The organism is Curtobacterium sp. Curtsp57 (assembly GCF_047324335.1).
Taxonomy (GTDB): domain Bacteria; phylum Actinomycetota; class Actinomycetes; order Actinomycetales; family Microbacteriaceae; genus Curtobacterium.
Genome location: NZ_CP168511.1, coordinates 1400268 through 1425070, shown reverse-complemented (window position 1 = coordinate 1425070; position 24803 = coordinate 1400268). Strand labels below are relative to the sequence as shown.

20 protein-coding genes are annotated in these 24803 nt (G+C 70.9%); 17 read left to right on the top strand and 3 right to left on the bottom strand.

Translation table 11 applies throughout. The features are described 5' to 3' along the window. Window positions 1-5: 5 nt before the first annotated feature. Both uxaC and ACEN9V_RS06670 read right to left on the bottom strand, forming a co-directional pair. Window positions 6-1424 carry a glucuronate isomerase gene (gene uxaC / locus ACEN9V_RS06675; protein WP_413602632.1) on the bottom strand — a complete coding sequence of 473 codons (1419 nt, stop codon included), beginning with the start codon at window positions 1422-1424 and terminating at the stop codon, window positions 6-8. Then, on the bottom strand, window positions 1424-2554 hold the full coding sequence (locus tag ACEN9V_RS06670) for a LacI family DNA-binding transcriptional regulator (RefSeq protein WP_413602631.1): 1131 nt from the start codon (window positions 2552-2554) through the stop codon (window positions 1424-1426). Before ACEN9V_RS06670 ends, uxaC begins: the two co-directional genes overlap by 1 nt. A gap of 127 nt (window positions 2555-2681) precedes the next feature. Here ACEN9V_RS06670 and ACEN9V_RS06665 point away from each other — a divergent pair, with 127 nt between their 5' ends. From ACEN9V_RS06665 to mfd, 16 genes are all read left to right on the top strand, one after another. Then, window positions 2682-4022 carry an ABC transporter substrate-binding protein gene (locus ACEN9V_RS06665; RefSeq protein WP_413602630.1) on the top strand — a complete coding sequence of 447 codons (1341 nt, stop codon included), beginning with the start codon at window positions 2682-2684 and terminating at the stop codon, window positions 4020-4022. Continuing rightward, on the top strand, window positions 4022-5008 hold the full coding sequence (locus tag ACEN9V_RS06660) for a carbohydrate ABC transporter permease (RefSeq protein WP_413602629.1): 987 nt from the start codon (window positions 4022-4024) through the stop codon (window positions 5006-5008). Before ACEN9V_RS06665 ends, ACEN9V_RS06660 begins: the two co-directional genes overlap by 1 nt. Further along, window positions 5005-5955, top strand: coding sequence for a carbohydrate ABC transporter permease (locus ACEN9V_RS06655; protein ID WP_413602628.1), 951 nt, complete (start codon window positions 5005-5007; stop codon window positions 5953-5955). Before ACEN9V_RS06660 ends, ACEN9V_RS06655 begins: the two co-directional genes overlap by 4 nt. A gap of 81 nt (window positions 5956-6036) precedes the next feature. After that, window positions 6037-6888, top strand: coding sequence for a sugar phosphate isomerase/epimerase family protein (locus ACEN9V_RS06650; RefSeq protein ID WP_413602627.1), 852 nt, complete (start codon window positions 6037-6039; stop codon window positions 6886-6888). After that, on the top strand, window positions 6885-8069 hold the full coding sequence (locus tag ACEN9V_RS06645) for a Gfo/Idh/MocA family protein (protein ID WP_413602626.1): 1185 nt from the start codon (window positions 6885-6887) through the stop codon (window positions 8067-8069). The genes ACEN9V_RS06650 and ACEN9V_RS06645 overlap by 4 nt, the downstream gene beginning before the upstream one ends. Then, entirely contained in the window at window positions 8066-8953 is an 888-nt protein-coding gene (locus ACEN9V_RS06640) for a sugar phosphate isomerase/epimerase family protein (protein ID WP_413602625.1), read from the top strand. Before ACEN9V_RS06645 ends, ACEN9V_RS06640 begins: the two co-directional genes overlap by 4 nt. Then, a complete protein-coding gene (locus ACEN9V_RS06635; protein WP_413602624.1) occupies window positions 8950-10236 on the top strand; it encodes a mannitol dehydrogenase family protein in 1287 nt (428 codons plus the stop codon). Before ACEN9V_RS06640 ends, ACEN9V_RS06635 begins: the two co-directional genes overlap by 4 nt. After that, on the top strand, window positions 10233-11576 hold the full coding sequence (manD, locus tag ACEN9V_RS06630) for a D-mannonate dehydratase ManD (RefSeq protein ID WP_413602623.1): 1344 nt from the start codon (window positions 10233-10235) through the stop codon (window positions 11574-11576). Before ACEN9V_RS06635 ends, manD begins: the two co-directional genes overlap by 4 nt. 41 nt (window positions 11577-11617) lie before the next feature. After that, a complete protein-coding gene (locus ACEN9V_RS06625; protein WP_413602622.1) occupies window positions 11618-12517 on the top strand; it encodes a hypothetical protein in 900 nt (299 codons plus the stop codon). A 106-nt stretch (window positions 12518-12623) separates the two neighbouring features. Next, window positions 12624-13853, top strand: a complete 1230-nt coding sequence (locus ACEN9V_RS06620) for a sensor histidine kinase (protein ID WP_413602621.1) — start codon at window positions 12624-12626, stop codon at window positions 13851-13853. Further along, a complete protein-coding gene (locus ACEN9V_RS06615) occupies window positions 13850-14530 on the top strand; it encodes a response regulator (protein WP_413602620.1) in 681 nt (226 codons plus the stop codon). Before ACEN9V_RS06620 ends, ACEN9V_RS06615 begins: the two co-directional genes overlap by 4 nt. A gap of 8 nt (window positions 14531-14538) precedes the next feature. Further along, window positions 14539-15501 carry a hypothetical protein gene (locus ACEN9V_RS06610; RefSeq protein ID WP_413602619.1) on the top strand — a complete coding sequence of 321 codons (963 nt, stop codon included), beginning with the start codon at window positions 14539-14541 and terminating at the stop codon, window positions 15499-15501. 509 nt (window positions 15502-16010) lie between these two features. Then, window positions 16011-17405 carry an RbtT/DalT/CsbX family MFS transporter gene (locus ACEN9V_RS06605; RefSeq protein ID WP_413602618.1) on the top strand — a complete coding sequence of 465 codons (1395 nt, stop codon included), beginning with the start codon at window positions 16011-16013 and terminating at the stop codon, window positions 17403-17405. A 277-nt stretch (window positions 17406-17682) separates the two neighbouring features. Then, window positions 17683-18315 carry a 50S ribosomal protein L25/general stress protein Ctc gene (locus ACEN9V_RS06600; protein WP_413602617.1) on the top strand — a complete coding sequence of 211 codons (633 nt, stop codon included), beginning with the start codon at window positions 17683-17685 and terminating at the stop codon, window positions 18313-18315. A 28-nt stretch (window positions 18316-18343) separates the two neighbouring features. After that, complete coding sequence (gene pth, locus ACEN9V_RS06595; protein ID WP_281267111.1) at window positions 18344-18928, top strand: aminoacyl-tRNA hydrolase; 585 nt, start codon at window positions 18344-18346, stop codon at window positions 18926-18928. Window positions 18929-19022: 94 nt separating this feature from the next. Then, a complete protein-coding gene (mfd, locus tag ACEN9V_RS06590) occupies window positions 19023-22616 on the top strand; it encodes a transcription-repair coupling factor (RefSeq protein WP_413602616.1) in 3594 nt (1197 codons plus the stop codon). Between the two features lie 112 nt (window positions 22617-22728). On the opposite strand, the gene nhaA is transcribed toward mfd, so the two are convergent. Further along, window positions 22729-23907 carry a Na+/H+ antiporter NhaA gene (gene nhaA / locus ACEN9V_RS06585; RefSeq protein WP_413602615.1) on the bottom strand — a complete coding sequence of 393 codons (1179 nt, stop codon included), beginning with the start codon at window positions 23905-23907 and terminating at the stop codon, window positions 22729-22731. 96 nt (window positions 23908-24003) lie between these two features. On the opposite strand from nhaA, the gene ACEN9V_RS06580 reads away from it, so the two are divergent. Continuing rightward, window positions 24004-24699 carry a MazG family protein gene (locus ACEN9V_RS06580; RefSeq protein ID WP_413602614.1) on the top strand — a complete coding sequence of 232 codons (696 nt, stop codon included), beginning with the start codon at window positions 24004-24006 and terminating at the stop codon, window positions 24697-24699. Window positions 24700-24803: the final 104 nt, after the last annotated feature.

Below are 24803 nucleotides of genomic sequence, written 5' to 3'. Positions count from 1 at the left end.
GCTGCTCAGAGCTTGAACGTGGCCTTCGGGATGTCGGACACGATCCGGCGGGCGGTGTGGACGGCGTCCTCCTCCGAGATCTGGTGCGTGACGACGAGCGACGCCAGGTAGGCGGCGTCGGCACGACGGGCCATGTCGTGCCGCGCGGGGATGGAGCAGTACGCCCGGGTGTCGTCGATGAACCCGGAGGTCTTCGTGAACGACGCCGAATCGGTGATCGCGGAGCGGTACCGACCGATCGCGGCCGGGGTGTCGATGAACCACCACGGCGCGCCGGCGTAGACCGCGGGGTAGAAGCCGGCGAGCGGCCCGATCTCACGGGAGAACACGGTCTCGTCGACGGTGAACAGCACGAGGTGGAACCCCGCTGCGGTGCCGAACGACTCGAGCAGGGGCCGGAGGGGTTCGGTGAACGAGCCGACCGCGGGCAGGTCGTGCCCGGTGTCCGGTCCGAACCGCTCGAGCGTCGGCGTGTGGTGGTTCCGGATCACGCCGGGGTGGAGCTGCATGACGAGCCCGTCCTCGACGCTCATCTCGGCCCAGCGGTAGAGCATGTCGTGCCGGTACGCGATCGCATCCGCGGCGGACACGTCCCCGCGGAGCGCCGCGGCGTGGATGCGCTCGCGTTCCGGGGCGGACAGCGGCGTCGATCCGGCGTCCAGCACCCCGGTGTCGGTGGCCGTCGCGCCGTGGTCGATGAAGTACTGGCGACGCGCGCGCAATGCTGCCAGAAGCCCGTCGTGGGTTCCCGTGTCGATCCCGGCGGCCTCGCCGATCGACGCGACCACGAGCCTCCAGTCCGACCGGGACGGGTCGAAGACGGCGTCGGCACGGAACGTCGGGACCACCCGGCCGTGGAAGGTCGGGTCGGCGGCGAGCCGCGCGTGCGCGGCGAGGTCGTCGGCCGGGCCGTCGGTGGTGGCGAGCACCTCGATGCCGAACGAGTCGAACAGGGCGCGGGGGCGGAAGCCCGGCTCGAGCAAGGCCGACGCGATGTGGTCGTACTGTGCGTCGGCGTTCGCGGTCGACGGCGCCTCGGTCAGCCCGAAGACGTCGTGCAGCTCGGTCTCGAACCAGTAGCGGACCGGGGTGCCGAGGAAGTCGTCCCAGTGCGTCGCCAACTGGCGCCAGATGTCCCGACCGGCCGGTGTGTGCCCGGGGTCCCGCCCGAGCGCGGACAGGTCGACCCCGTTCGCGTGCAGCAGCCGGAGCACGTAGTGGTCCGGCGTGATGAGGAGCGCTGCCGGATCCGGGAACGGCTCGTCGGCGGCGATCATGGACGCGTCGACGTGGCCGTGCGGCGAGATGATCGGCGCGTCCTTGACGGCGTCGTAGACGGTGCGTGCCACCGAGGTGGCTGCCGGGTCGGCCGGGAACAGCCGGTCGGGGTGCGGCGCGAGCGTGGGCACGGCGGCAGTGGTCATCATCGACTCCTTCGCGAGGACAGCGTGGACAGCGCGGACCGCGCGGACTGCGCGGACTGCGGGGGCGGTGTGGTCGGCGCGGGTCCGGTGGACTCGCGGACGGTCAGGTGGGTGGGCAGCGCGACGGCACCGCGCATGCGCTCGCCGGGGAGCTCCTCGGACGGGATCGCGCCGAGGCGCCCGAGCAGCATCGTGATCGCGACGCGGCCGGCACGTTCGATGGGCGAGGTCATCGTGGTGAGCGGCGGGTTGCAGAAGTCGGCACCGAAGATGTCGTCGCACCCGACGATGCTCATGTCCTCGGGGACGCGGACGCCGCGTTCCCGGAGTCGACCGAGCATGCCGATGGCGATGAGGTCGTTGAAGGCGATGCACGCGGTGGCACCGGCGTTCACCGCGGCGTCGGCTGCGGCTGCGCCGGAGTCCACGAACGGCGCGTGCGGACCGATGCGGGCGACGCGGACGTCGAGCCGCTTCGCGACGCGGACGAGCGCCTTCCAACGACGTTCGTTCGACCACGAACTGTCCGGACCTGCGACGTAGAGGACGTCGCGGTGTCCGAGCGATGCGAGGTGCTGCACGGCCTGCTCGACGCCGCCCGGGGTGTCGATGAGCACGGAGGGGACGCCGTTCGGACGGCGGTTGACGACGACGAGCGGGAAGCGTTCGGCGTAGCGGGCGATCTGCGTGTCGGACAGTCGCGACGCGGTGAGGACCACACCGTCCGCCTTGGCGGAGATGGCGCTCAGCGCGGCCATCTCGGCGTCGGCCGACTCCTCGGTGTCGACGAGCAACTGCGTCCACCCTGCTGCGGCGAGCTGGTGCTGCGTGCCACGGATGACGTCGAAGTAGAAGGGGTTCGTGATGTCGGACACCAGGACGGCGACCGCGCGGGTCCGGCCGGACGTCAGCGCCCTGGCCTGCGAGTTCGGGACGTAGCCGAGCTCCCGCGCGGCCTGCTGGATGCGTTGCTGCGTCGCGCGGTTGACGCGGTCGGGCAGGGACAGTGCGCGGGAGACGGTGGACGGGGCGACCCCGGTGGCATCCGCCACGTCACGGATCGTGACCCGGCGGGACGTGTCGATCTCGGTCACGCAACCTCCAACGGTGAACCCGGTGCGACGGTGCATCGGTGACACGAAGTTATTCGGGTCTGGCAACAAGTGGCAACCGGTTGCCGGATGTTGCCACCAGCGAGACAGTGGTGGACGTCCCGAGCAGCGCCGCTCGGGAGGAGGTCTCGAGGAGGAAACCCCCATGAAGCGACGGACCCTGATCGGTTCCGCGGTCGTGGTCGCCCTCGCCGCACTGTCCCTGCAGGGGTGTGCGGTCGTGAACGGCAGCGGCGACGACCCGAACACCCTCCGCGTGATGATGGGCGCGGACACCACCTACCCCAAGGAACGCAAGCAGTGGCAGCAGGACACCGCCGCTGCGTTCAAGCGGACGACGGGCGCGGACATCCAGTGGGAGACGTACTCGTCTGCACAGGAAGAGCTCACCGCTATCCAGACGAGCGTCATCTCCGGCCAGGGCCCCGACGTGTACGCCATCGGCACGACGTTCACCCCCACCGCGTACGCCACCGGGGCGTTCGTCGAGATGGGCAAGAAGCAGTGGGACGCCGTCGGCGGCAAGGACCGGTTCGACCCGGCGTCGCTCGGCATCTCCGGACCGAGCGCCTCGAAGCAGATCGGCATCCCGCTCGCCAGCCGCCCGTTCGTGATGGCCGTCAACAAGGACCTCCTCGCGCAGGCCGGCATCACGGAGATGCCGACCACCTGGGACCAGCTCACCGAGGACGCCAAGGCCACGACCGGTGACGGGCACTACGGCATGGCGGTCGCGTACGCGGACGGCTTCGACCCGTGGAAGTTCGTGTGGGGGATGGCCCAGAACGCCGGCAACACGATCGTCGACGGGCAGAAGGCCGAGATCGACACCAAGGCCGTGCAGGACGCGTACCGCACCTACTTCGACTGGGTGACGAAGGACGGCGTCGTCGACAAGGCGGGGATCGGATGGAACAACGCCCAGGCCCTCGCGCAGTTCGCCGACGGCAAGGCCGCGTTCTTCCCGATGACCACGACGACCGCCATCAACTCGTTCAAGAACACGAAGGTCGACGGCAAGTACGAGTTCGCGCTGCTGCCGACCGTGCCACCGGGAGCGACCGAGCGTCCCGCAGACGGGATCGACGCCGCGAGCATCCTGTCCGGCGACAACTTCGTCGTCGCCGACTACGGCAAGAAGCAGGACCTGTCGTTCCAGTTCGTCAAGCAGACGACCTCGAAGCAGGCCCAGCTCGAGTACTACCGGCTGTTCGGCCAGCTGCCGACGAACGCCGCCGCCGCGGCCGAGCTCGCCGCGCAGGAACCCACCCTGAAACCGATCATCGACGCCGGGAAGCTCTCGAAGCCCACCGCCTTCACCGGCGCGTGGTCGGACATCCAGCTGTCGCTCGTCGACGTCGTCGTGCAGTCCATCCCGTCGCTGAAGAGCGGCGAGGTCACCGACGACCAGCTCCGGAAGCGCCTGCAGGACGCGCAGAAGGACGCCCAGTCCACGTTGAACCGTCAGAAGAACGGAGGTCTGTGATGACCGCCACACAGACCAAGCCGCCCGCGACGACGGACCGACCGGTCCGCCCGCACGGCAAGACGCCGCTGTACAAGCGGGAACGTCCGCTCTGGATGCTCCTCCCAGGCGGCGTCCTCATGCTCGCCGTCATCGTGGTACCGCTCCTGGTGGGCGTCTTCATCGCGATGCTCGACCTCGACCAGTACACGCTCCGCCAGTGGTTCAGCGCCCCGTTCGTCGGGTTCGCGAACTTCGCCGAGGCGATCACCGACTCGCCGCTCCTGCACTCGATCTGGATCTCGGCGTCCCTGGCGGTGCTCGTGACCGCCGTGACCGTGCCGATCGGGGTCGCTGCGGCGATCTCCACGCAGAACCGGTTCCCCGGCCGCGGCCTCGTCCGCTCGATCTACCTGATCCCGTACGTGCTGCCCGCGTTCGTCGTCGGCACGTTCTTCCGGACGATGCTGCAGCCACAGGGCGTCGTGAACGCGATCTTCCACACCGACGTCCTCTGGCTCAACGGATCGGCGTCCTACTGGGCGCTCGCCGCGGTCATGGTCTGGACGTCGTGGCCGTTCGTGTACCTGCTCAGCCTGGCGGGCCTCCAGGCGGTGGACCTCGAGGTCCACGAAGCCGCGTCGCTCGACGGGGCGACCTGGTGGATCAAGCTGCGCTACGTGATCTTCCCGTACCTGCGCGGGCCGCTCAGCCTCGCGGTGATCATCGCGATCCTGCACAACATCAACAACTTCACGTTGCCGTTCGTCCTGTTCGGCATCCCGCTGCCCTCGAGCGTCGAGGTCATGCCGGTCCTGACGTACATCGCGAGCTTCCAGTCGTTCCGCTTCGGGCTCTCCGCGGCGATGGCGATCTGCTCGCTGGTGATCGTCGCCATCCCGTTGTTCGTCTACCTGCGGGCGGTCCAGCTCGACACCGGTGACGACGCCCGTCCCAGCCGCGGGCAGCGCAGGCTGCAGCGCCAGCAGACAGGAGCAGCAGCATGAGCGCGTTCACGTCCAGCCGGACCCGCCCGACCGCGACGCTCACCGAGAGCATCACCTCACAGGGCGGCGCGAGGCGCCACAAGCGCCCGTACGACACCGACGTCACGCGGCTGCTCCCTCGGTGGCTGCTGATCACCGTGATCGCCGTCATCATCGCGTTCATCGCCGTCCCGGTGCTCTACATCCTCTTCGGATCGGTGAACTCGGACGTCGCGGTCGCTCGCGGCGAGTACGTCCCGACCGAGTTCACCCTGGCGAACTACGTCAACATCTGGTCCACCGTCGCCCTCGGCACCGGACTGCTCAACAGCATCCTCACCGCAGGGGCCGTCGCCGTCGCGAGTGCCGCGCTCGCCGTGTCCACCGCCTACGTGCTCGTCCGGTTCCGGTTCCTCGGACGCCTGACGTTCCTCCGCGGTCTGCTCGCGCTGCAGTCGATCCCGGGCACGCTCCTGCTCCTGCCGGTGTTCGTGGTCTTCTCGAACATCGCGAGCGCCACGGGTGTGCAGATCATCGGCACACGGTGGGGCCTGTTCGTCACGTACCTGACGTTCGCGCTGCCGTTCTCGACGTGGGTGATGGTGACGTACCTCCGCGGGCTGCCGAAGGAACTCGAGGAAGCCGCCCGCATCGACGGTGCCTCGTCGACGAAGATCCTCACGAAGATCGTGCTGCCGCTGTCGTGGCCCGGCATCGTCGTGTCCGCGATCTTCGCCTTCCTGCTCGGCTGGAACGACGTCCTGTTCTCCACGATCATGACGACCCCGAACACCCGCACCGTCGCCGTCGTGCTGCAGGTGCTCGGCACCGCGCAAGAGGGCGGGGCCGTCCCGATCTACGGCCAGATGATGGCCGCCTCGATCGTGTGCGCCGCACCCGTGGTCGCGCTCTACCTGATCTTCCAGCGCTACCTGGTCGGCGGTCTGACCGCCGGCTCGGTGAAGTAGCGCGCGTTGTCCACAGATCTGACTGGAGGCCCGGCGAGCGTCCGCCCCGTCGGTCACCCTGGTCCCCATGAAGGGAACGAAATGACCCAGCCCACGTCCGCACAGCCCAGTTGGGAGCTCAGCGGCTTCGGCGACGAGATCGACGCCGACCCCGCGATCCAGGTCGCCGTCCTCCAGGCGCTCGGTGCGAGCGCGATCGAGGTCCGCAGTGCATGGGGGGTGAACGTCGTCGACCTCGACGAAGACCAGCTCGCCGGGCTGCACCGCCTGTTCGAGGAGCGTGGGCAGACGGTCTCCGCGATCGCCTCGCCGATCGGCAAGGTGTCCGTCGACGAGCCCGTCGAGCACGAGGTCGAGCGGCTCGGCCGCGCGATCCGCGCTGCCCACGCGCTCGGCACGAAGTACATCCGGATCTTCTCGTTCTACTACGAAGGCCGCACCGCGGAGAGCGTCCGTGACGCCGTCCTGACCCGGATGCGGGCGCTCGCCGACCTCGCGTCTCGCGAAGGGGTCGTGCTCCTCCACGAGAACGAGAAGGACATCTACGGCGACATCCCCTCGCGCGTGCTCGACATCGTCGAGAGCGTCGGATCGCCGGCGCTCCGACTGGCCTGGGACAACGCGAACTACGTGCAGTGCGGGGTCAAGCCCTTCACCGACGGCTGGGCGCAGCTCGCGCCGTACGTCGACTACCTGCAGGTCAAGGACGCCGTCGCCGCCGACTCGTCGGTGGTGCCGGCCGGCGAAGGCGACGGGGAACTCCTCGAGACCCTGACGGCCCTGCGCGACGCCGGGTACACCGGGTACGCGTCCCTCGAACCGCACCTCAGCGACTTCACCTCCCTCGGCGGGTTCTCCGGGCCCGCCGCGTTCGGCCGCGCCGGACGAGCCCTCCGGAAGCTCACCGACCAGATCGGAGTCACCCTGCGATGACCACCCCACTGAAGCTGGCAGTCGTCGGCGCCGGCGTGATCGGACGCCACCACGCCCGTGTCGCCCTTGCGAACCCGGACCTCGACGTCGTCGCCCTCGTCGACGCCTTCCCGGCAGCGGCGACGAGCGCCGCCGACGAGATCGAGGCATCTGGCGCGCCCCGGCCGCTCACCACCGAGACCATCGAGGAAGCGATCGCCCAGACCGACATCGACGTCGTCGCGATCTGCTCTCCGTCCGGCATGCACGTCGCGCTCGCCGAAGCAGCGCTGTCGAAGGGCAAGCACGTCGTCATCGAGAAGCCCCTCGACACGACCATGCCCCGCGCCCGCGAGATCGCGCGCCTGGCCGCTGATGCGAAGGGCCGCGGGCTCGTCGTCAGCGTCATCAGCCAGCACCGGTTCGACCCCGCATCGCAGGCCGTCGCGACCGCGGCGCACGGCGGCGGGTTCGGTCGCGTGACCTCCGGTGTGGCGAGCGTCGCCTGGTACCGGTCGCAGGGCTACTACGACTCCGGTGACTGGCGCGGCACCTGGGAGCTCGACGGCGGCGGCGCGGTGATGAACCAGGGCGTGCACACCGTCGACCTCCTCGTGTGGACGCTCGGCCGCCCGGTGGAGATCTCCGCCCAGGTCGGCCTGCTCGCACACGACCGGATCGAGGTGGAGGACACCGCGGTCGCCACCGTGCGCTTCGACAACGGTGCCCTCGGTGTCATCCACTGCACCACGGCGGCCTACCCTGGACTCTCCGCCCGCTACGCGATCTACGGCACGCACGGGTCGGCCATCGTCGACGACGACCGGCTGGCGTACTTCCACGTCGCGCCGGACGCCGCGACGCTGGAGTCGGCGTCCACCACGGCGAACGCCACCGCAGTCGCCGATGCGGTCGACCAGAAGTCCGAGATCGTCGCACCCGAGCACGTGGTCGGCGGCCCGCAAGAGCCCGAGCACTTCCTCGCCGGCCACGGTCGGCAGTACGCGGACATCGTCGCGGCCATCCGTGACGGCCGGGAGCCCGGCGTGACGGTCGACGCCGCCCTGGTGTCGCTCGCCACCGTCCGCGGGCTGTACGTCAGCGCGACGCTCGGGCAGCCCGTGCGGATCGACGACGTGATCGACGGCAAGTACGACCACGTCGTCCCGGTCGTCGCAGCAACCGAAGGAGCCACCCGATGAAGTTCTCCGTGTTCACCGCATCGACACCGGACTGGACGCCCGAGCAGGCGGCGACCACGCTCGCCGAGCAGGGCTGGGACGGCATCGAGTGGCGCATCGTCGACGACCGTCCCGCCGAGGGCACCACGGTGCCGGACGGCCGCTCGTTCTGGGTCGGCAACAAGTCCACGTGGCAGTTCACCGGCATCCGGGACCAGGTCGGCGAGATCGCCCGCATCACCGACCAGGCCGGGCTCGAGTACTCCGGGATCGGCGGTTACCAGCAGGCGTCGAACCGCGACGGCGTCGAGACGATGCTCCGCGTCACGAGCGAACTCGGCGCGCGCCAGGTCCGCGTCAGCATGCCGATGTACCGGCAGGAGAAGGAACGGACGGGGGAGACCTACACGCAGGTCTTCGACCGGACCCGCGCCGATCTGGAGTGGGCCGTGTCCCGCGCGACCGAGCTCGGCGTGAAGGCGCTCGTCGAACTGCACCACATGACGATCACCCCGTCGGCGTCGGCAGCGCTCCGGCTCGTCGACGGCCTCGACCCCGAGCACGTCGGGGTCATCCACGACCTCGGCAACCTCGTCATCGAGGGCCACGAAGACCACCTCGCGGCGTTCGAGCTCCTCGGTCCCTACCTCGCACACGTGCACGTCAAGAACGCCCGCTGGGTCGACACCGGGGACACCCGCGCCGACGGCAGCTCGATCTGGCAGAACGAGTGGGCTCCGCTGCGCACCGGCCAGGCCTCCGTCTCCGAGTACTTCGCCGCCCTCGCCACCCACGGCTACGACGGCTGGGTCACCATCGAGGACTTCTCGACCGACCTGCCCCTCGAGACCCGCACCGCGGACAACCTGGCGTACCTCCGCTCGCTGGCCCCGGTGTCGGCATGACCGACCGCCGCACGGGCGCTGTGCACGCTGGGATCGTGCACGTCGGGGTGGGGGCGTTCGCGCGCGCCCACCTCGCCTGGTACACCCAGCGGGCGGACGGCGCGGCGTGGGGGATCACGGCGTTCACCGGTCGATCGCCGGACGTCGCCGACGCGCTGACCGCGCAGGACTGCCGGTACACGCTCGTCACCCGTGCGGCGGACGGTGACACCGCGTCGGTGGTCGACTCGATCGTCGCCGCACACCCGGGCAGCGACGACGCGGCGTTCCGCGCTGCGATCGCCGCACCGGAGACGACGCTCGTCACCCTGACGGTCACGGAGAACGGCTACCGGGCGGGGTCCGACGTCCCGACCCGTCTCGTCGCCGGACTCGACGCCCGCCGGGCAGCCGATGCCGGCCGCATCGCGCTGATGAGCCTCGACAACCTGACGCACAACGGTTCGGTGCTCCGGGACGCGGTCCTCGGCGCCGTGGACGACGATGCCCTCCGCGACTGGATCGGCGAGCACGTGACGTTCCCGAGCTCGATGGTGGACCGGATCACCCCGGCCACGACCGACGCCGACGTCGAGGAGCTCGGCGGGCTCGACGGAGCACTGCCGGGTGACCGCGTTCCCGTCATCACCGAGCCGTTCGCCGAGTGGGTGATCGAGGACCGCTTCGACGGGATCGAGCGTCCCGCGTGGGAGACCGCAGGCGCGCGCGTCGTGGACGACGTCACCCCCTACGAGCAGCGGAAGCTCTGGCTGCTCAACGGCTCGCACTCCCTGCTCGCCTACCTCGGCCTGCAGCTCGGGCACGAGACCGTCGCCGACGCGATGGACGATCCGACCTGCCGTGCCGCCGTGGAGCAGCTCTGGGACGAGGCCGCCGTGGAGCTCCCGCTGCCGGCCGACGAGATCGACGAGGCACGCGCCGCCCTCGTCGACCGGTTCGCCAACCCCCGCATCCGGCACACGCTGTCGCAGATCGCCTCCGGTGGCTCCGAGAAACTCCCGGTCCGCGTGGTCGACGTGCTCCGGCGCCGCCTCGCCCGCGACCCGTCGGCCGGCACCGGGCCCGGCGCCGCGACGCTGATCGCCGCCTGGTGGTTGCACGTCACCACACAGCCGGAGCTCGTGAACGACCCGGGCGCTCCCGGTGCAGGCTCGGACGTGCACGACGTCCTCGCCGTGATCGCCCCCGACCTCGACACCACCCCCGTCGTCGCCGCGGTGACCGCCGCTGCCGACCGCATCCGCGCGGCCAGTGCCCGCGCTTCCGAAGGAGTACCAGCATGACCACCACCGACCCCGCGACGCCCGTCCCCGGTGCGACGGACGACCGAACCGCCGGTGCCACCGCAGGGCGCCCCGACACCTGGGCATCGGCCGACCGTGGCCAGCTGATCGAGAAGGCGGAGGTCATCGTCACGAGCCCGGACCGGAACTTCGTGACGCTGAAGATCACGACCGCGGACGGTGTGACCGGTCTCGGCGACGCGACCTTGAACGGTCGTGAGCTGGCCGTGTCCGCGTACCTGTCCGAACACGTCGTGCCGCTGCTGATCGGCCGGGATGCCAGCCGCATCGAGGACGCCTGGCAGTTCCTCTACCGGTCCTCGTACTGGCGTCGGGGCCCCGTCACGATGGCCGCGATCGCGTCGGTCGACATGGCGCTGTGGGACATCAAGGCCAAGGTCGCCGGGATGCCGCTCTACCAGCTGCTGGGCGGTGCCTCCCGGACCGGGCTGATGGCGTACGGGCACGCCTCCGGCAAGGAACTCCCGGAGCTGTTCGACTCGATCCGGGAACACCAGGAAGAGGGCTACCGCTCGATCCGCGTGCAGACCGGCGTGCCCGGGCTGGAGTCGATCTACGGCATCGCGTCGAACAAGACCACCGAGGGCAACGCGGGCGTCCGCTACGACTTCGAACCCGCTCAGCGCGGAGCGTTCCCCGCGATGGAGGACTGGGACACCCGCGCCTACCTCCGGCACGTGCCGACCGTGTTCGAAGCCGTCCGGAACGAGTTCGGTCCGGAACTGCCGCTGCTGCACGACGGGCACCACCGGATGACGCCGCTGCAGGCCGCGAAGCTCGGCAAGTCGCTGGAACCGTACGACCTGTTCTGGCTCGAGGACTGCACGCCGGCGGAGAACCAGGAAGCGCTGAAGCTGGTCCGGCAGCACACCACCACGCCGCTGGCGATCGGTGAGGTGTTCAACACGATCTGGGACTTCAAGGACATCATCCGCGACCAGCTCATCGACTACGTCCGCGGTGCCGTGACGCACATGGGCGGGGTGACGCCGTTGAAGAAGACGATGGACTACGCGGCGATGTACCAGATCAAGTCCGGGTTCCACGGGCCGACCGACATCTCCCCGGTGGGCCTCGCGGCGCAGATGCACCTCGGGATGGCGATCCACAACTTCGGCATCCAGGAGTACATGCAGCACGGACCGAAGACGAACCAGGTCTTCGAGCAGACCTTCACCTTCACCGACGGGTACCTCCACCCCGGCGACGAACCCGGCCTCGGGGTCTCGCTCGACGTCGACGAAGCGGGCAAGTACCCATACGAGCAGGCCTACCTGCCGTTCAACCGCCTCGCCGACGGCACCGTCCACGACTGGTGACCGGGCACTGAGCGGGGGAGTGCACGGGTAGCCTCCCGGGCGTGGACATCGACACGCTCGCGGAGGCTGCCCGTGACCTCCTGCGGCGCGCGCCCGCGGACTTCGTCGCCGAGCGCACCGCACGGCAGCGGAGCATCCGGAAGGACGACCGGGACCTCGCCGCAGCGATCGGGAAGCTCCGGAAGCCCGCGCCGGCCGCGTGGGTGATCGACCTCCTGGCGCAGGACGGCTCCCTCGACGAGGCGGTCGACCTCGGACCGGCCATCCGCGACGCGCAGGCTGGTGCTGACCCGAAGGAGATCGCCGCGCTCCGCCGCCGACGTTCGGGTGTCGTCGGAGCCCTCGCACAGGCCGGTGCCGCACTCGCCGAGGACGCCGGGCACCCGGTCACCGCTGCCGTGCTCGACCAGGTCCGCGCGACGATCGAGGCAGCCATGGCCGATCCGCACGCAGGGGCAGCGGTGCGGTCGGGACTCCTCGTGCAGCCGCTCGAGAGCGCCGGGTTCGACGACGTCGACCTCGACGGCGCCCTCGCCGTCCCGGACGCGGTGCCGGATGCCTGGTCCGGCAGCGATGGCCCGCCCATCCCCATCGATGACGCGAGACGCGCACGGAAGGTGCGCCGAGCCTCCAGACCGGAGCCGGAACCGGAACCGGACCCTGAACCGGAGCGCGACCCAGCCGCCGACCGCCGAGCGGCCCGCCAGGCCGAGACGACCGCGCGGACGGAGTCCCGCGACGCCGACGCCGCACTCGACGGCGCCGAGCGTGAGCTCGCAGCCGCCGAGGAGCGCCGGGCCGAGCTCCAGCGCGACCTCGACCGGGCGACCGCGGAGATCGAGCGCCTCGAGCACGCCCGCGACGATGCCGAGGCGGCGAGCGACCAGGCGCGGGAGCTCCTGGCGGCCGCGCAGCAGCACCGTCGCGACCTCGGCCGCTGACCTGGTCGCAGCTGGAGACAGCGGCGTCCGCGCGGGCTCATCACCTCGGATGAAAAGCACCGCGGCGGCTCGCTGACCGCCGGTGCGCCCCCATACGCTCGGCGTCATGACCTCCACCATCCGTCGGTTCCGACACCTCGTGGCACCCGCTGCCGGTGCCGTGTACCTCGTGCTCTGGATCGTCGCCGAGGCCGGACGGTCGGGACTCGCCGACCACGTGATCGTCGTGTCGGCGTTCGCCGTGGCGATCGGCCTCGCGAACTGGATGCCCGCGACCGCCCTCGGGATGATCGTCGTCGTGCCGGTCCTGCAGGCGCTCCACCTGCTGCACCGGCCGACCGACACCACCTGGCCGGAGTACCTCGCGATCGCGATCGTCGTCGGGATCGTCGGAGCCGGACGGTCGGACCTGCTCCGCTACGTCGCGCTGCCGGTGATCGCCGTGGGGTCCGCCGCTGCCGCGTGGGCGATGGCCGTGCCGACGGAGGCGGATCCGGACGTGTGGGCGCAGTGGGTCGGGACGGCGGGCGGGACACGGTCGGACCTCGTCACGATCACGCTCGCGATCATCGGGGTGTGCGGTGTGGGGTGGGCCGTCGGCGTCGCGATCGGGGCCACCTGGCGCATCGGTCTGGCCCGGGTGCGGGTCGTCGAGGCGCAGCGGCAGACCGCGGTCACGACGACCGAGCTCCGGGCGGAGCAGGAGCGTGCACGGATCGCTCGTGACGTGCACGACTCGCTGGCGCACTCGCTGGCGGTCGTGGTGTCGCAGGCGCAGGGAGCAGCCGCCATCTCGGTACGGGACGAGCACGCCGCACGGGCGCTGCGGGACATCGCCGAGGTGAGTCGGTCGGCGCTCGGGGACGTCCGCGCGCTCGTCGAGCGCATCCAGGGTGCTGGTGAGGACGCGCGTCACGGTCTCGAGGACGTACCCGGGCTGGTCGCCGACATGCGAGAGCTCGGCATGGACGCCGTGTTCGAGCAACACGGTGATCCGCGCGCGGTGCTCCCGGACGTCGGGGGAGCAGTACACCGGATCGTGCAGGAGAGCCTGACCAACGTGCTCAAGCACCAGGGGCGGACCGCATCCGCTCGGGTCGACCTCGACTGGCGCGGACCGGGTCTCGGCGTCGTCGTGACGTCGACCGGTGCGGCGCCGCTCGTCGAGCTGGACGGATCCGGCTCTGGTGTCGAGGGCATGCGCGAACGTGCTCGTCTCGCCGACGGGTGGCTGCGTGCCGGGAGCGGCGACGCCGACCACGAGTGGGTCGTGACGGGGTGGCTGCCGACGGTCACCGCCGCGGCACCTGCTGCGGACTTCGAGGCGACACGATGACCGCCATCCGGGTCGCCGTCGTCGACGACCAGCGGCTCTTCGCCTCCGGCATGCAGATGCTCGTCGACGCGCAGGACGACATGACCTGCGTCGGGACGGCCGCCGACGGGGCCGAGGCGCTCGAACTCTGCGCCGCCGAACGCCCGGACGTCCTGCTGCTCGACCTCCGCATGCCCGTGATGAACGGCATCGAGACGCTCGCGCGCCTGGCGGCGAGCCACGCCGCGGCGAGCGACGCCGCGGCGAGGGACCGGCCGCGCGTGATCGCCCTCACGACCATCCGCCGCGACGACGCCGTCCTCGCCGCACTCCGCGCCGGTGCCGCCGCGTTCCTGACGAAGGACGCGCTCCCCGACGTGGTGACCGCCACCATCCGGGACGTCCACGAGGGCCGACCGGCACCGACCGAGGCCGAGGCGCTCGACCTGCTCCGCGCGCAGGGGATCACCGTCGAGGCGAACCGCCGCGACGAGGTCCTCGACGCCCTGACCGCCCGCGAGCGCGAGGTCTTCCTCCTCGTCGCGAAGGGTCTGAGCAACGCGGAGATCGCCGCGAGCGTGTTCCTCAGCGAGGCCACCGTGAAGACCCACGTCCGTTCCGTGCTGATGAAGCTCGGCCTCCGGAACCGCATCCAGGTCGTCATCACCGCACACGAACGCGGCCTCGTCCGCGCCTAGGGGGAACCATGCAGATCACGACCCGCGTCGCCAAGACCGGAACGCTCGCACTCGTCGTCGCGGGACTCGCCACCGCCGTCGTGCACGGTCTGCCCGAGCCGGCGGACGTCGCAGTCGCTCCCACGGTCGAGCGTGACAGCGCCGACTGGACGATGCCCCTCGACGCGTACGCGATGCCCGCGGGCAGCAAGAGCGACTACGCCGAGAACCTGCTCGCCGACCCGTGCCTCCGGAAGGCCGGCATCGACGACCCGCCGCCGTGGGCGACGGTCTCCGGCCTCCAGGCCGACAGCGACGCGTCCGACACCGATGCCCGCGGGAACCCGTCACCGGCCCTCGCGACCACCCGGCCGCTGACGGCGGCACTCGCCGGCACGAGGGGGTACCACGGGCCGTCGACCGCCGGAGCGAACCGCCAGGGCATGACGGCGTGGGGGTTCGACGCGGACCGGAACGCCGCGTTCGCCGCACTGCCGGACGGTGTCGCCGCACGGTGCTGGAACGCCGCACGGAAGACGCTCGGGAACACCGCGACCGGGCACGTGCAGGAGGCGTCGGCGGTGGCGAAACGCCTCACGCGCCTCGCCGCCCTCGACGCACGGCGGGACGAGGCAGTCGTCGCGGCCGCGGAGCGCTGGCGGAGCTGCATGGAGCCGTCCGGGGTCCGTGACCTGCCGGCCGCTCCTGACGGGATGCCGACACCGTCGATGGGTGTCGGGCCGACGGACGTGCCGGTGGAGACGGGCATCGGGTCCGTCGAGATCGCGGTCGCGAAGCGGGACGTCGCCTGCCAGACCTCGTCGGGCTACCGGAAGACCCTGTACGACGCCGAGTGGAACCGGCTGCTGCACGTCACCGCCTCCGACGCCGCCGTCCTCGCCGCTGCGGAGCCGGACCAGCTCGCCGTCGACGCGCGCCTCGACCGGACGATCGAGCGGCTCGCGCCGAAGGCGCCGGCAGGCGTCGACTGAGGAGCCGACGCAACGGGCGCGGGGCGCTGCCATGGGGGGAGCGCCCCCCGCCCGGCGCGTGGACCACGGACTGGAGGCTCGGTGCGGCCCCGCCCCGCGCCTCCCGTCCGCCGTCCACGCGCGTTCCCGCCCATCACACTCGACCTGGGATGACGAATCGCGCGTAGGTGGTCGGGGAAACGGACCCACCACGCGCGAATCGGCCTCCTACGCGCGGAACGACCTCCTACGCGCGGAACGGCCCCCGCGCACACCCCGCGCCCCACATCGTTACCCAACAGTTGTCGTCTTTGACGAACCTTGTTGGAGCGGTCTAATGTCGGACACCATGCTTCGGGCCGGCGATGGTCCGCCGGGGCCGAGCCCCGGGTACAGGACTCGCATCATCGCCGACGAACCCGCAGCCCGCAGCCACAGCGCAGGCGTGGGGGATCGGCGCGCGGCGCACCCCGGAGACATGCCGCGATGCCGGGTCGAGCACTCCGGGGCCCCTCCAGGAGAGACGACGCATGTCGGACGTCAACCGTGACCGCAGCACCACGCTCACACCACCCGGTGGAGTGACCGCACCACCGACCGCACCATCGACCGCAGCACCGAACGCAGCACCAACGCCCCCAGGACCAGCCCGCGAGGGCCTCGTCGCCCGCCTCGGCATCCCGCACCAGCTCCGCTGGGGCTTCCTCGGCGTGCTCGTCTTCATGACGGGTGACGGCATCGAGTCGAACTTCATCTCCCCGCACATCGCCACGGCGCTCGGCTCCGGCGGGACCGACAGTGCCGCGATGGTCATCGGGATCTACGGCGTCGCGGTCCTCGTCGCGTCGTACTTCGCCGGCGTCCTCTCCGAACTCTGGGGGCCGCGCCGGGTGATGACGATCGGCGCCGCGATGTGGGTGGTCTTCCAGATCACGTTCCTCGCCGCGCTCCCCACCGGGTCGGTCGGACTCATCGCGCTGACGTACTTCCTCCGCGGACTCGGCTTCCCGCTGTTCGCGTTCTCGTTCCTCTGCTGGGTGAACCACACCGTCGCCCGCGAGCGGAACGCCACCGCCGTCGGCTGGTTCTACGTCGTGTTCACCGGCGGCCTGCCGACGCTCGGGTCGCTCATCGCGATCGGCACCATCCCCGCGTTCGGCGGCGGACAGCTCGGCGAGACCTGGTCGATGGCACTGTCGCTGGTCTTCGTCGCGGTGGGCTGGGCGATCGTCCGGTTCGGCGTCCACGAGCGCACCGGCCTCGGTCGCATCGCCCCGCGCGAGCACTCCGCCGCCCGGGTCATCGCCAGCGGCATCGAGGTCTGCGTCAAGCGTCCGAAGGTCCTCCTCGCGGTCCTCATCCGCCTCGTGAACACCGCGCCGGAGTTCGGCATGTTCGTGATCATGCCGGCGATCATCGGCACCGAGCTCGGCTGGGGTCAGTCGAAGTGGCTGACCATGACCGTGATCGTCTACGCGGGCAACATCCTGTTCAACGCGTTCTTCGGCGCGCTCGGCGACCGCATCGGGTGGATCAGGACCGTGAAGTGGTTCGGCATCGGCGCCTCGGCGATCGGCCTGCTCGCGTGGTGGTACGTCCCGCACCTGGTGCCGGCCGGCTCCGAGTGGGGCTTCTGGCTCGCGACCGCAGCCGGCACGGTGTTCGGCATCATGCTCGCCGGCTTCACGCCGATGGGTGCGATCGTGCCGGCCTTCGCGGGCGAGGAGCGACGCGGCGCAGCGATGGCGATGTACGCCACCGCCGCGGGAGGCGCCACCTTCCTCGGCAACGCCGTCGTCAGCGTGGTGCTGCCGTGGGGCGGCGCCGGAGGCGTCGTCTGGACCTTCGTGGGGCTCTACGTGGCCGCGTTCGTGGTCCTCAGCTTCCTGAAGGTGCCGTCCGAGGCGGAGGCCGCCGGGCACTAGACCGGGCACCAGGCGGACGGGAGGCTCGCGGCGACCCCGCCACGAGCCTCCTGTCCGCCTGTCCGTGCGTCCACCGCCGTGGCGACACGCCCGGGTCGGTGCTGGTAGAGTTGCTGACGACTTCGGCGAGGGCCGCGCGTGCGCGGCCGTGATCGACGCGGTGGGAGACCCGGCCAAGCTCTGGGAGCGTTCCTCACGCGTGCACGCGTTCGAGTTGCAACACCACAGACCCCACGATGCCGGCACCCCGGCGTCGTCCCCGAGACCAGGAGGCACCATGGCCGACTACACCAAGCTCGCAGCGGAAGTCCGCACCAAGTTCGGCAAGGGCGCTGCGCGCAAGATCCGTGCCAACGACCAGATCCCCGCGGTCGTCTACGGCCACGGCACCGAGCCGCAGCACATCACCCTCCCGGGCCACGAGACCATGCTGCTCGTCCGTCACGCCAACGCGATCGTCGACCTCGACATCGAGGGTGCTGCGCAGCTCGCCCTCGTGAAGGACGTCCAGCGCGACCCGGTGCGCCAGGTCATCGAGCACATCGACCTCGTGGTCGTCCGCCGCGGCGAGAAGGTCACGGTCTCCGTGCCCGTCGTCGTCGAGGGCGAGTCCTTCTCCGGCACGATCCACGTCCAGGACGAGTCGACCCTGTCGCTCCTCGTCGAGGCGACCAACATCCCGGAGCACGTCGTCGTCAACGTCGAGGGCCTCGAGGACGGCGCGCAGATCCGTGCGACCGACATCGAGCTCCCCGAGGGCGCCGAGCTCGAGACCGAGGGTGACACCCTCGTCGTCTCGATCGTCACCCCGCGTGGCACCGCCGACGACGACGCCGCGGACGAGGCAGCCGCCGAGGCCGGCGCCGAAGCCGGTGCCGAGGGCGGCTCCGAGCCCGTCGAGTCCGAGTAACACCCTCCGCGGACACCTGGTCGACGTCGTGACGGATCGCATCCTCGTCGTGGTCGGGCTCGGGAACCCCGGGCCCGGCTACGCGGGGAACCGTCACAACGTCGGCCAGATGGTCCTCGACGAACTCGCTGCCCGCATGGGCGCGACGTTCAAGAAGCACAAGACCCCGAACCAGGTCGCCGAGGGGCGCCTGGTGCCGGGTGGCCCCCGCCTGGTACTCGCCAAGCCGGGGTCGTTCATGAACACCTCCGGCGGCCCCGTCTCGAGCGTGCTCGGGTTCTACAGCGCCACCCCCGCCGACCTCGTCGTCGTGCACGACGAGCTCGACCTGCCGTTCGACACCGTCCGGCTCAAGGGCAACGGCGGGCACGGCGGACACAACGGTCTCCGCGACATCATCAAGGCCACCGGCACGAACGAGTTCTCCCGGGTGCGCGTCGGCATCGGCCGCCCACCAGGTCGACAGGACCCCGCCGACTACGTGCTGCGCGACTTCTCGCCGACCGAGAAGAAGACGCTGCCGAACCTGCTCGCCGACGCCGCGGACGCGGTCGAGGCGATCGCGGACCTCGGCCTCCTCGCCGCCCAGCAGCGGGTGCACGCGCCGTCCTGAGCTCGTCAGTGCGAGGTGCCGCTGTTCGCGCGCCGCTGTTCGCGGGCCGCGCACGTCGCGGTCCTTGTCGGACGTCGCCGGTACCATGTCCTGAGTGACGATCTCGGGCATCATCCCTGCGCTCTCGCGCGCCTCCGCGTTCGATCGCGTCCTCCGCGCCGCACCTCGTGACGCCGACTTCTCCGTCGTCGACGGCCTGCGTGTGCCGCTCCTCGCCGCGCTCATGGCCGAGCGCGGGGAGCCGCAGTGCGTCCTCGTGATCACCGCCACCGGACGCGAAGCCGAGGCGGTCCGCGGTGCCCTGACGAGCTACCTGCCGGATGCGCGGGTCCTCGAGTTCCCGGCGTGGGAGACCCTGCCGCACGAGCGCCTGTCGCCGAGCGCCCAGACCGTCGGCACCCGCATCGCCACGCTCCGTGCGCTGCAGCAGTGGCAGGACGCACCGCCGGTCGAGCGCCAGCCGACCGTGGTGGTCGCGAGTGTCCGCGCGGCGCTCCAGCCGATCGCGAGCAACCTGACCTCGCTCGAACCCGTCGTGCTCCGGACCGACTCGCGCGGCAACGACCTCGGGTCGATCTCCGCACAACTCGTGGACCTCGCCTACGCCCGGGTCGACCTCGTCACCCGTCGCGGTGAGTTCGCCGTCCGCGGTGGGATCCTCGACGTCTTCCCGCCGACCGCCGACCACCCCGTGCGCGTCGACTTCTTCGGCGACGAGATCGAGGCGATCAAGGCCTTCTCCGTCGCCGACCAGCGCACCACCGAGGACGACCTCGGCTCCGTCGAGCTCACCGCGTCGCGCGAACTCCTGCTCAGCGAGGACGTCCGGCAGCGCGCCCGCGAGATGCTGCACGAGTTCCCGAACCTGTCGCAGATGCTCGCCAAGGTGGCAGAGGGCATCCCGGTGGAGGGCATGGAGTCCCTCGCCCCGGCGCTCGTGGAGCGACTCGTCCCGATGACGGACTACCTGCCCGCCGACGCCACCATCGCGGTCTTCTCGCCCGAGCGGGTCAGCGGGCGCGCGCACAGCCTCGCCGAGACCAACCAGGAGTTCCTGCAGGCCGCGTGGAGTGCCGCCGTCGCCGGTGCCCAGGCGCCGATCGACCTCGACGCGGGCAACTTCCTGACGGTCCCGCAGCTCAAGCAGACCCGCGGGCAGCGCACCTGGTGGACGATCTCGCCGTTCGACAGCGGTGCAGACGAGCCCCTGAGCGATGCGGATGCCGCGGCAGAGGCCGGGGAGTACGTCCGCGTCCGCGCCGACGCCGTCCCGAGCTTCGCCGGCAGCGCCGACGGGGCGGTCGCACACGTCAAGGAACTCACCGACGACGGCTGGGCCGTGGTCGTGACCGCGCAGGGGCAGGGTCTCGTCGAGCGCGCCGTGCAGGTCCTCGCCGACGCCGGGGTCGCCGCTCGTGCCGAAGCCGTCACCGCGCCGCCGCAGCCCGGTGTCGCGATCGTCACGACCGCCGCCGTCGAGCACGGCTTCGCCATCCCGGATCCCCGGATCGCGGTGCTGTCGGAAGCCGAGTTCTACGGCCGCAGCGCGCAGCAGGGTGCCCGCACGGTCCGGAAGCTCGCGAGCCGCCGCAAGAACGTCGTCGACCCGCTGCAGCTCAAGCCGGGCGACGTCGTCGTGCACGCCACGCACGGCATCGGCAAGTTCGTCGAACTCGTCTCGCGCGAGGTCAGCTCCGGCGGCCGCAACGCCGTGAAGACCCAGCGCGAGTACCTCGTGCTCGAGTACGCGCCGTCGAAGCGCGGGTTCCCTGGCGACAAGCTGTTCGTCCCGACCGACCAGCTCGACCAGCTGTCGCGCTACGTCGGCGGCGAGTCCCCGACCCTGTCGAAGATGGGCGGCTCGGACTGGGCGTCGGCGAAGTCGAAGGCGCGCAAGGCCGTCCGCGACATCGCCGTCGACCTCGTGAAGCTCTACTCGGCGCGCATGGCGTCGAAGGGGCACGCGTTCGGCCCGGACACCCCGTGGCAGCGCGAGCTGGAGGAAGCGTTCCCGTTCGCCGAGACCGCCGACCAGCTCACCACCATCGACGAGATCAAGCGCGACATGGAGCGCCCGATCCCGATGGACCGTCTGCTGTCGGGTGACGTCGGCTACGGCAAGACCGAGGTGGCGATCCGTGCGGCGTTCAAGGCCGTGCAGGACGGCAAGCAGGTCGCGATGCTCGTCCCGACGACGCTGCTCGTCCGCCAGCACATGGAGACCTTCCAGGAGCGCTTCGCCGGCTTCCCGGTGCACCTCCGCGCGCTCAGCCGGTTCCAGACCGAGAAGGAGTCGAAGGAGACGCTGGCGGGGCTCGCCGACGGCACCGTCGACATCGTCATCGGCACGCACCGCATCCTGTCGCAGGGCGTGCAGTTCAAGGACGTCGGCCTGGTCATCATCGACGAGGAACAGCGCTTCGGTGTGGAGCACAAGGACCAGCTGAAGAAGCTCAAGACCAACGTGGACGTCCTGGCGATGTCCGCGACGCCGATCCCGCGCTCGCTCGAGATGGCGGTCACGGGCATCCGTGAGATGTCGACGCTCGCCACCCCACCAGAGGACCGGCACCCGATCCTGACCTTCGTCGGCCCGCAGTCGGACCTGCAGGTCGCCGCGGCGATCCGGCGCGAGCTCCTCCGCGAGGGGCAGGTGTTCTACGTGCACAACCGCGTCAAGGACATCCAGTCGGTGGCATCGCACCTCGCCGAGATCGTCCCGGACGCCCGCATCGCCGTCGCACACGGGCAGATGTCCGAGCAGACCCTCGAGCAGGTGATGGTCGACTTCTGGGAGCGCCGCTTCGACGTGCTCGTCTCGACGACCATCATCGAGACCGGTCTCGACATCGCGAACGCGAACACGCTCATCATCGACCGGGCCGACAAGTACGGCCTGTCGCAGCTGCACCAGCTCCGCGGGCGTGTCGGTCGTGGTCGGGAACGCGGCTACGCGTACTTCCTCTACGACGCCGACAAGCCGCTCTCCGAGACCGCGCAGGACCGCCTCGAGACGATCGCCGCGAACAACGAGCTCGGCGCGGGCATGCAGGTCGCCATGAAGGACCTCGAGATCCGCGGTGCGGGCAACCTGCTCGGCGGGGAGCAGTCCGGCCACATCGCGGGCGTCGGCTTCGACCTGTACCTCCGCATGATCGGCGAAGCGGTGTCGCAGTTCCGCGGGGACGTCGCAGAGGGGCAGACCGAGCTCCGACTCGAGATCCCCGTCGACGCGCACATCCCCGAGGACTACGTCGAGTCCGAGCGGCTCCGACTCGAGGCGTACCAGAAGCTCTCCGCCGCCTCGGCGCCGACGTCGCAGCACGACGCGATCGACATGGTGCTCGACGAGCTCACCGACCGCTACGGTCAGCCCCCGCAGGCCGTGCAGACCCTGGTCGAGGTGTCCCGGCTCCGCCGCATGGCCCAGCAGGTCGGGCTGTCCGACGTGGTCGTCATGGGATCGAACCTGCGCGTCGCGGGCAAGGAACTCGCGGACTCGTCGCAGGTGCGGCTCAAGCGCATGTTCCCCGGGGCGAAGTGGTTCCCTCAGCAGAACGCGTCGAGCATCCCGATGCCGCGTCCGCACGGCGAGGCCCTCCCCGACGACGCGCTGATCCAGTGGGTCGAGAGCATCCTGACCGCCGTCTACGGCGCGACGGCGGCCGCCGAGGCGCCCGCCGCGTAGCGGGTCGCACGGTGCGTGGCCGGCCCGGCCACGTGCCCTGCGCCGTGCGCATCGTCGGACGGGAGGCTCGGTGCGGGCTGGCACCGCGCCTCCCGTCCGGCGACCGGTCGCGCTACTCGGTGGACTCGGCCTCGGAGAGCTCACGGCGGGCCCGGTGGTGGCGCGCCTTGAGGCTCACGACGATCGCGGAGGCGACCATCGCGATGCCCGAGCCGATCAGCACCGCGAGCGTGCCCTCGTCGACGATCTCCTCGTTGTTCGCGAACGCCAGCTCGTTCATGAGCAGCGACACCGTGAAGCCGATCCCGCCCAGCACACCGACGGTCACGATCGACCAGAACGACAGCGACGGACGACCCGGCCCGCGGAAGACCCTTGTCGCGACGGCACCGAACAGCGTGATGCCGACGACCTTGCCGACCGGCAGCGCGAGGACGACGCCCCAGAACGTCGGGGAGAGCTCACCGATGCCGACCGCGGGGATGACGACCGCCGCCGACGCGAACGCGAAGATCGGCAGGACGACGGCGTTCGACCACGGCTCCACCCGGTCGTACACGGTGTGCCCGGGGCGCCGCGGCAGCACGAGCCCGAGCGCGACGCCGGCGATCGTGGCGTGCACGCCCGAGTGGTAGACGAGCCACCACGTCAGCGCGCCGAGGACGATCATCGCGGCGATGATCCAGCCCTGCCCAGCGCGACCAGGGCGCAGCATCCGGCCCAGCAACCAGAAGAGGACGAGCACGACCGCGGCGCCACCGAGCGCGAGGAAGTCCGTGTCGCTGGCGAAGACGACCGCGATGATGACGATCGCGATGAGGTCGTCGAGGACCGCGAGCGCCAGGAGGAACACGCGGAGTGTCGACGGCAGCCCGCGGCCGAACATCGCGAGGACGCCCAGCGCGAAGGCGATGTCGGTCGCGGTCGGGATCGGCCAGCCGTGGGTGTACTGCGTGCCGGCCGTCACCGCGAGGTAGATCGCGGCGGGCACCAGCACGCCGCCGACCGCCGCGATCGCGGGCACGATCGCGGTCTTCGGGTTCGACAGCTCGCCCGCGACGAGCTCCTGCTTCAACTCGATCGCGACGAGCAGGAAGAACACGGCGAGGAGCCCGTCGCTGATCCAGTGCGCGACGGACAGGTCGAGACCGATCGCGCCCCACGGGGAGTGCAGGTGCAGCACGTGCTCGAGCCCGGGGCCAGCCGGCGTGTTCGCGACGACGAGGCCGAGCACCGCAGCGGTGAGCAGGGCGATGGCGCTGAAACGGGGGGAGCGGACGACAGCAAGCATGGAACTCCGTCAGGGATCGGGAAACGGTCCGTCGACCAGACTTCCCGACACGCCTCGACCATGGTACCGGACGGCCCCCGTGCGAGCATGGCCGTCATGAGTGCCATGGAGGACCTCGCAGCCGTCGTCGACCGCTTGCTCGCCCCGGAGGACGGGTGCGTGTGGAACCGCGTGCAGACGCATGCGTCGCTGTCGCGCTACGCGGTGGAGGAGTCGTACGAGCTCGTCGACGCGATCGAGGACGGCGACGCCGACGACCTCCGCGAAGAGCTCGGCGACGTGCTGTACCAGGTGGTGCTGCACGCGGGGATCGCCGCCAGGGACGGCTCGTTCGACCTGCAGGACGTCGCCGCGACCGCCCGCGACAAGATGGTCCGCCGACACCCGCACGTGTTCGGCGACGAGCACGCCGACACGGTCGAGGACGTCGTCCGGGTCTGGCGCGCTGCGAAGGCTGCCGAGAAGTCGAGCCGGACCAGTGCGTTCGACGGCGTCCCGCGGGCGATGCCGCCGCTGGAGCGTGCGGTGAAGCTGCTGGAACGGCTGGAGGAACGTGGCGACGCCGACGCGGTGGTCGCCGCGGTCGTCGGGTCGGACGGGGACGGGGACGCGGACGGGGTCGGCGACGGCAGGACGGACGACCGTGCGGACGGCGTCGATCCCGGATGGGGCGTCCGCATGCTGGCGGCGGTCGCCGAGGCGCAGCGCGCGGGGATCGACCCGGTCGCGAGTCTGCGGGCGGCGGTCGGTCGGCTCGACGCAGCGGGACGCGCGACCGACGACGCCGGGTGAGTGCGGCTGAGTGCGGGTGACCGCCTTCTGGCGGGAGAAGTGCGGGCGTCCTCCTAACCCGAAAAAGGAGGACGCCCGCTGAGCGGGCACACGGCACCCCAGGG

Coding starts and splice junctions, on each gene's coding strand:
- uxaC (WP_413602632.1), bottom strand. CDS start 1,424: ATGACCACTGCCGCCGTGCCCACGCTCGCGCCGCACCCCGACCGGCTG.
- ACEN9V_RS06670 (WP_413602631.1), bottom strand. CDS start 2,554: ATGCACCGTCGCACCGGGTTCACCGTTGGAGGTTGCGTGACCGAGATC.
- ACEN9V_RS06665 (WP_413602630.1), top strand. CDS start 2,682: ATGAAGCGACGGACCCTGATCGGTTCCGCGGTCGTGGTCGCCCTCGCC.
- ACEN9V_RS06660 (WP_413602629.1), top strand. CDS start 4,022: ATGACCGCCACACAGACCAAGCCGCCCGCGACGACGGACCGACCGGTC.
- ACEN9V_RS06655 (WP_413602628.1), top strand. CDS start 5,005: ATGAGCGCGTTCACGTCCAGCCGGACCCGCCCGACCGCGACGCTCACC.
- ACEN9V_RS06650 (WP_413602627.1), top strand. CDS start 6,037: ATGACCCAGCCCACGTCCGCACAGCCCAGTTGGGAGCTCAGCGGCTTC.
- ACEN9V_RS06645 (WP_413602626.1), top strand. CDS start 6,885: ATGACCACCCCACTGAAGCTGGCAGTCGTCGGCGCCGGCGTGATCGGA.
- ACEN9V_RS06640 (WP_413602625.1), top strand. CDS start 8,066: ATGAAGTTCTCCGTGTTCACCGCATCGACACCGGACTGGACGCCCGAG.
- ACEN9V_RS06635 (WP_413602624.1), top strand. CDS start 8,950: ATGACCGACCGCCGCACGGGCGCTGTGCACGCTGGGATCGTGCACGTC.
- manD (WP_413602623.1), top strand. CDS start 10,233: ATGACCACCACCGACCCCGCGACGCCCGTCCCCGGTGCGACGGACGAC.
- ACEN9V_RS06620 (WP_413602621.1), top strand. CDS start 12,624: ATGACCTCCACCATCCGTCGGTTCCGACACCTCGTGGCACCCGCTGCC.
- ACEN9V_RS06615 (WP_413602620.1), top strand. CDS start 13,850: ATGACCGCCATCCGGGTCGCCGTCGTCGACGACCAGCGGCTCTTCGCC.
- ACEN9V_RS06610 (WP_413602619.1), top strand. CDS start 14,539: ATGCAGATCACGACCCGCGTCGCCAAGACCGGAACGCTCGCACTCGTC.
- ACEN9V_RS06605 (WP_413602618.1), top strand. CDS start 16,011: ATGTCGGACGTCAACCGTGACCGCAGCACCACGCTCACACCACCCGGT.
- ACEN9V_RS06600 (WP_413602617.1), top strand. CDS start 17,683: ATGGCCGACTACACCAAGCTCGCAGCGGAAGTCCGCACCAAGTTCGGC.
- nhaA (WP_413602615.1), bottom strand. CDS start 23,907: ATGCTTGCTGTCGTCCGCTCCCCCCGTTTCAGCGCCATCGCCCTGCTC.
- ACEN9V_RS06580 (WP_413602614.1), top strand. CDS start 24,004: ATGAGTGCCATGGAGGACCTCGCAGCCGTCGTCGACCGCTTGCTCGCC.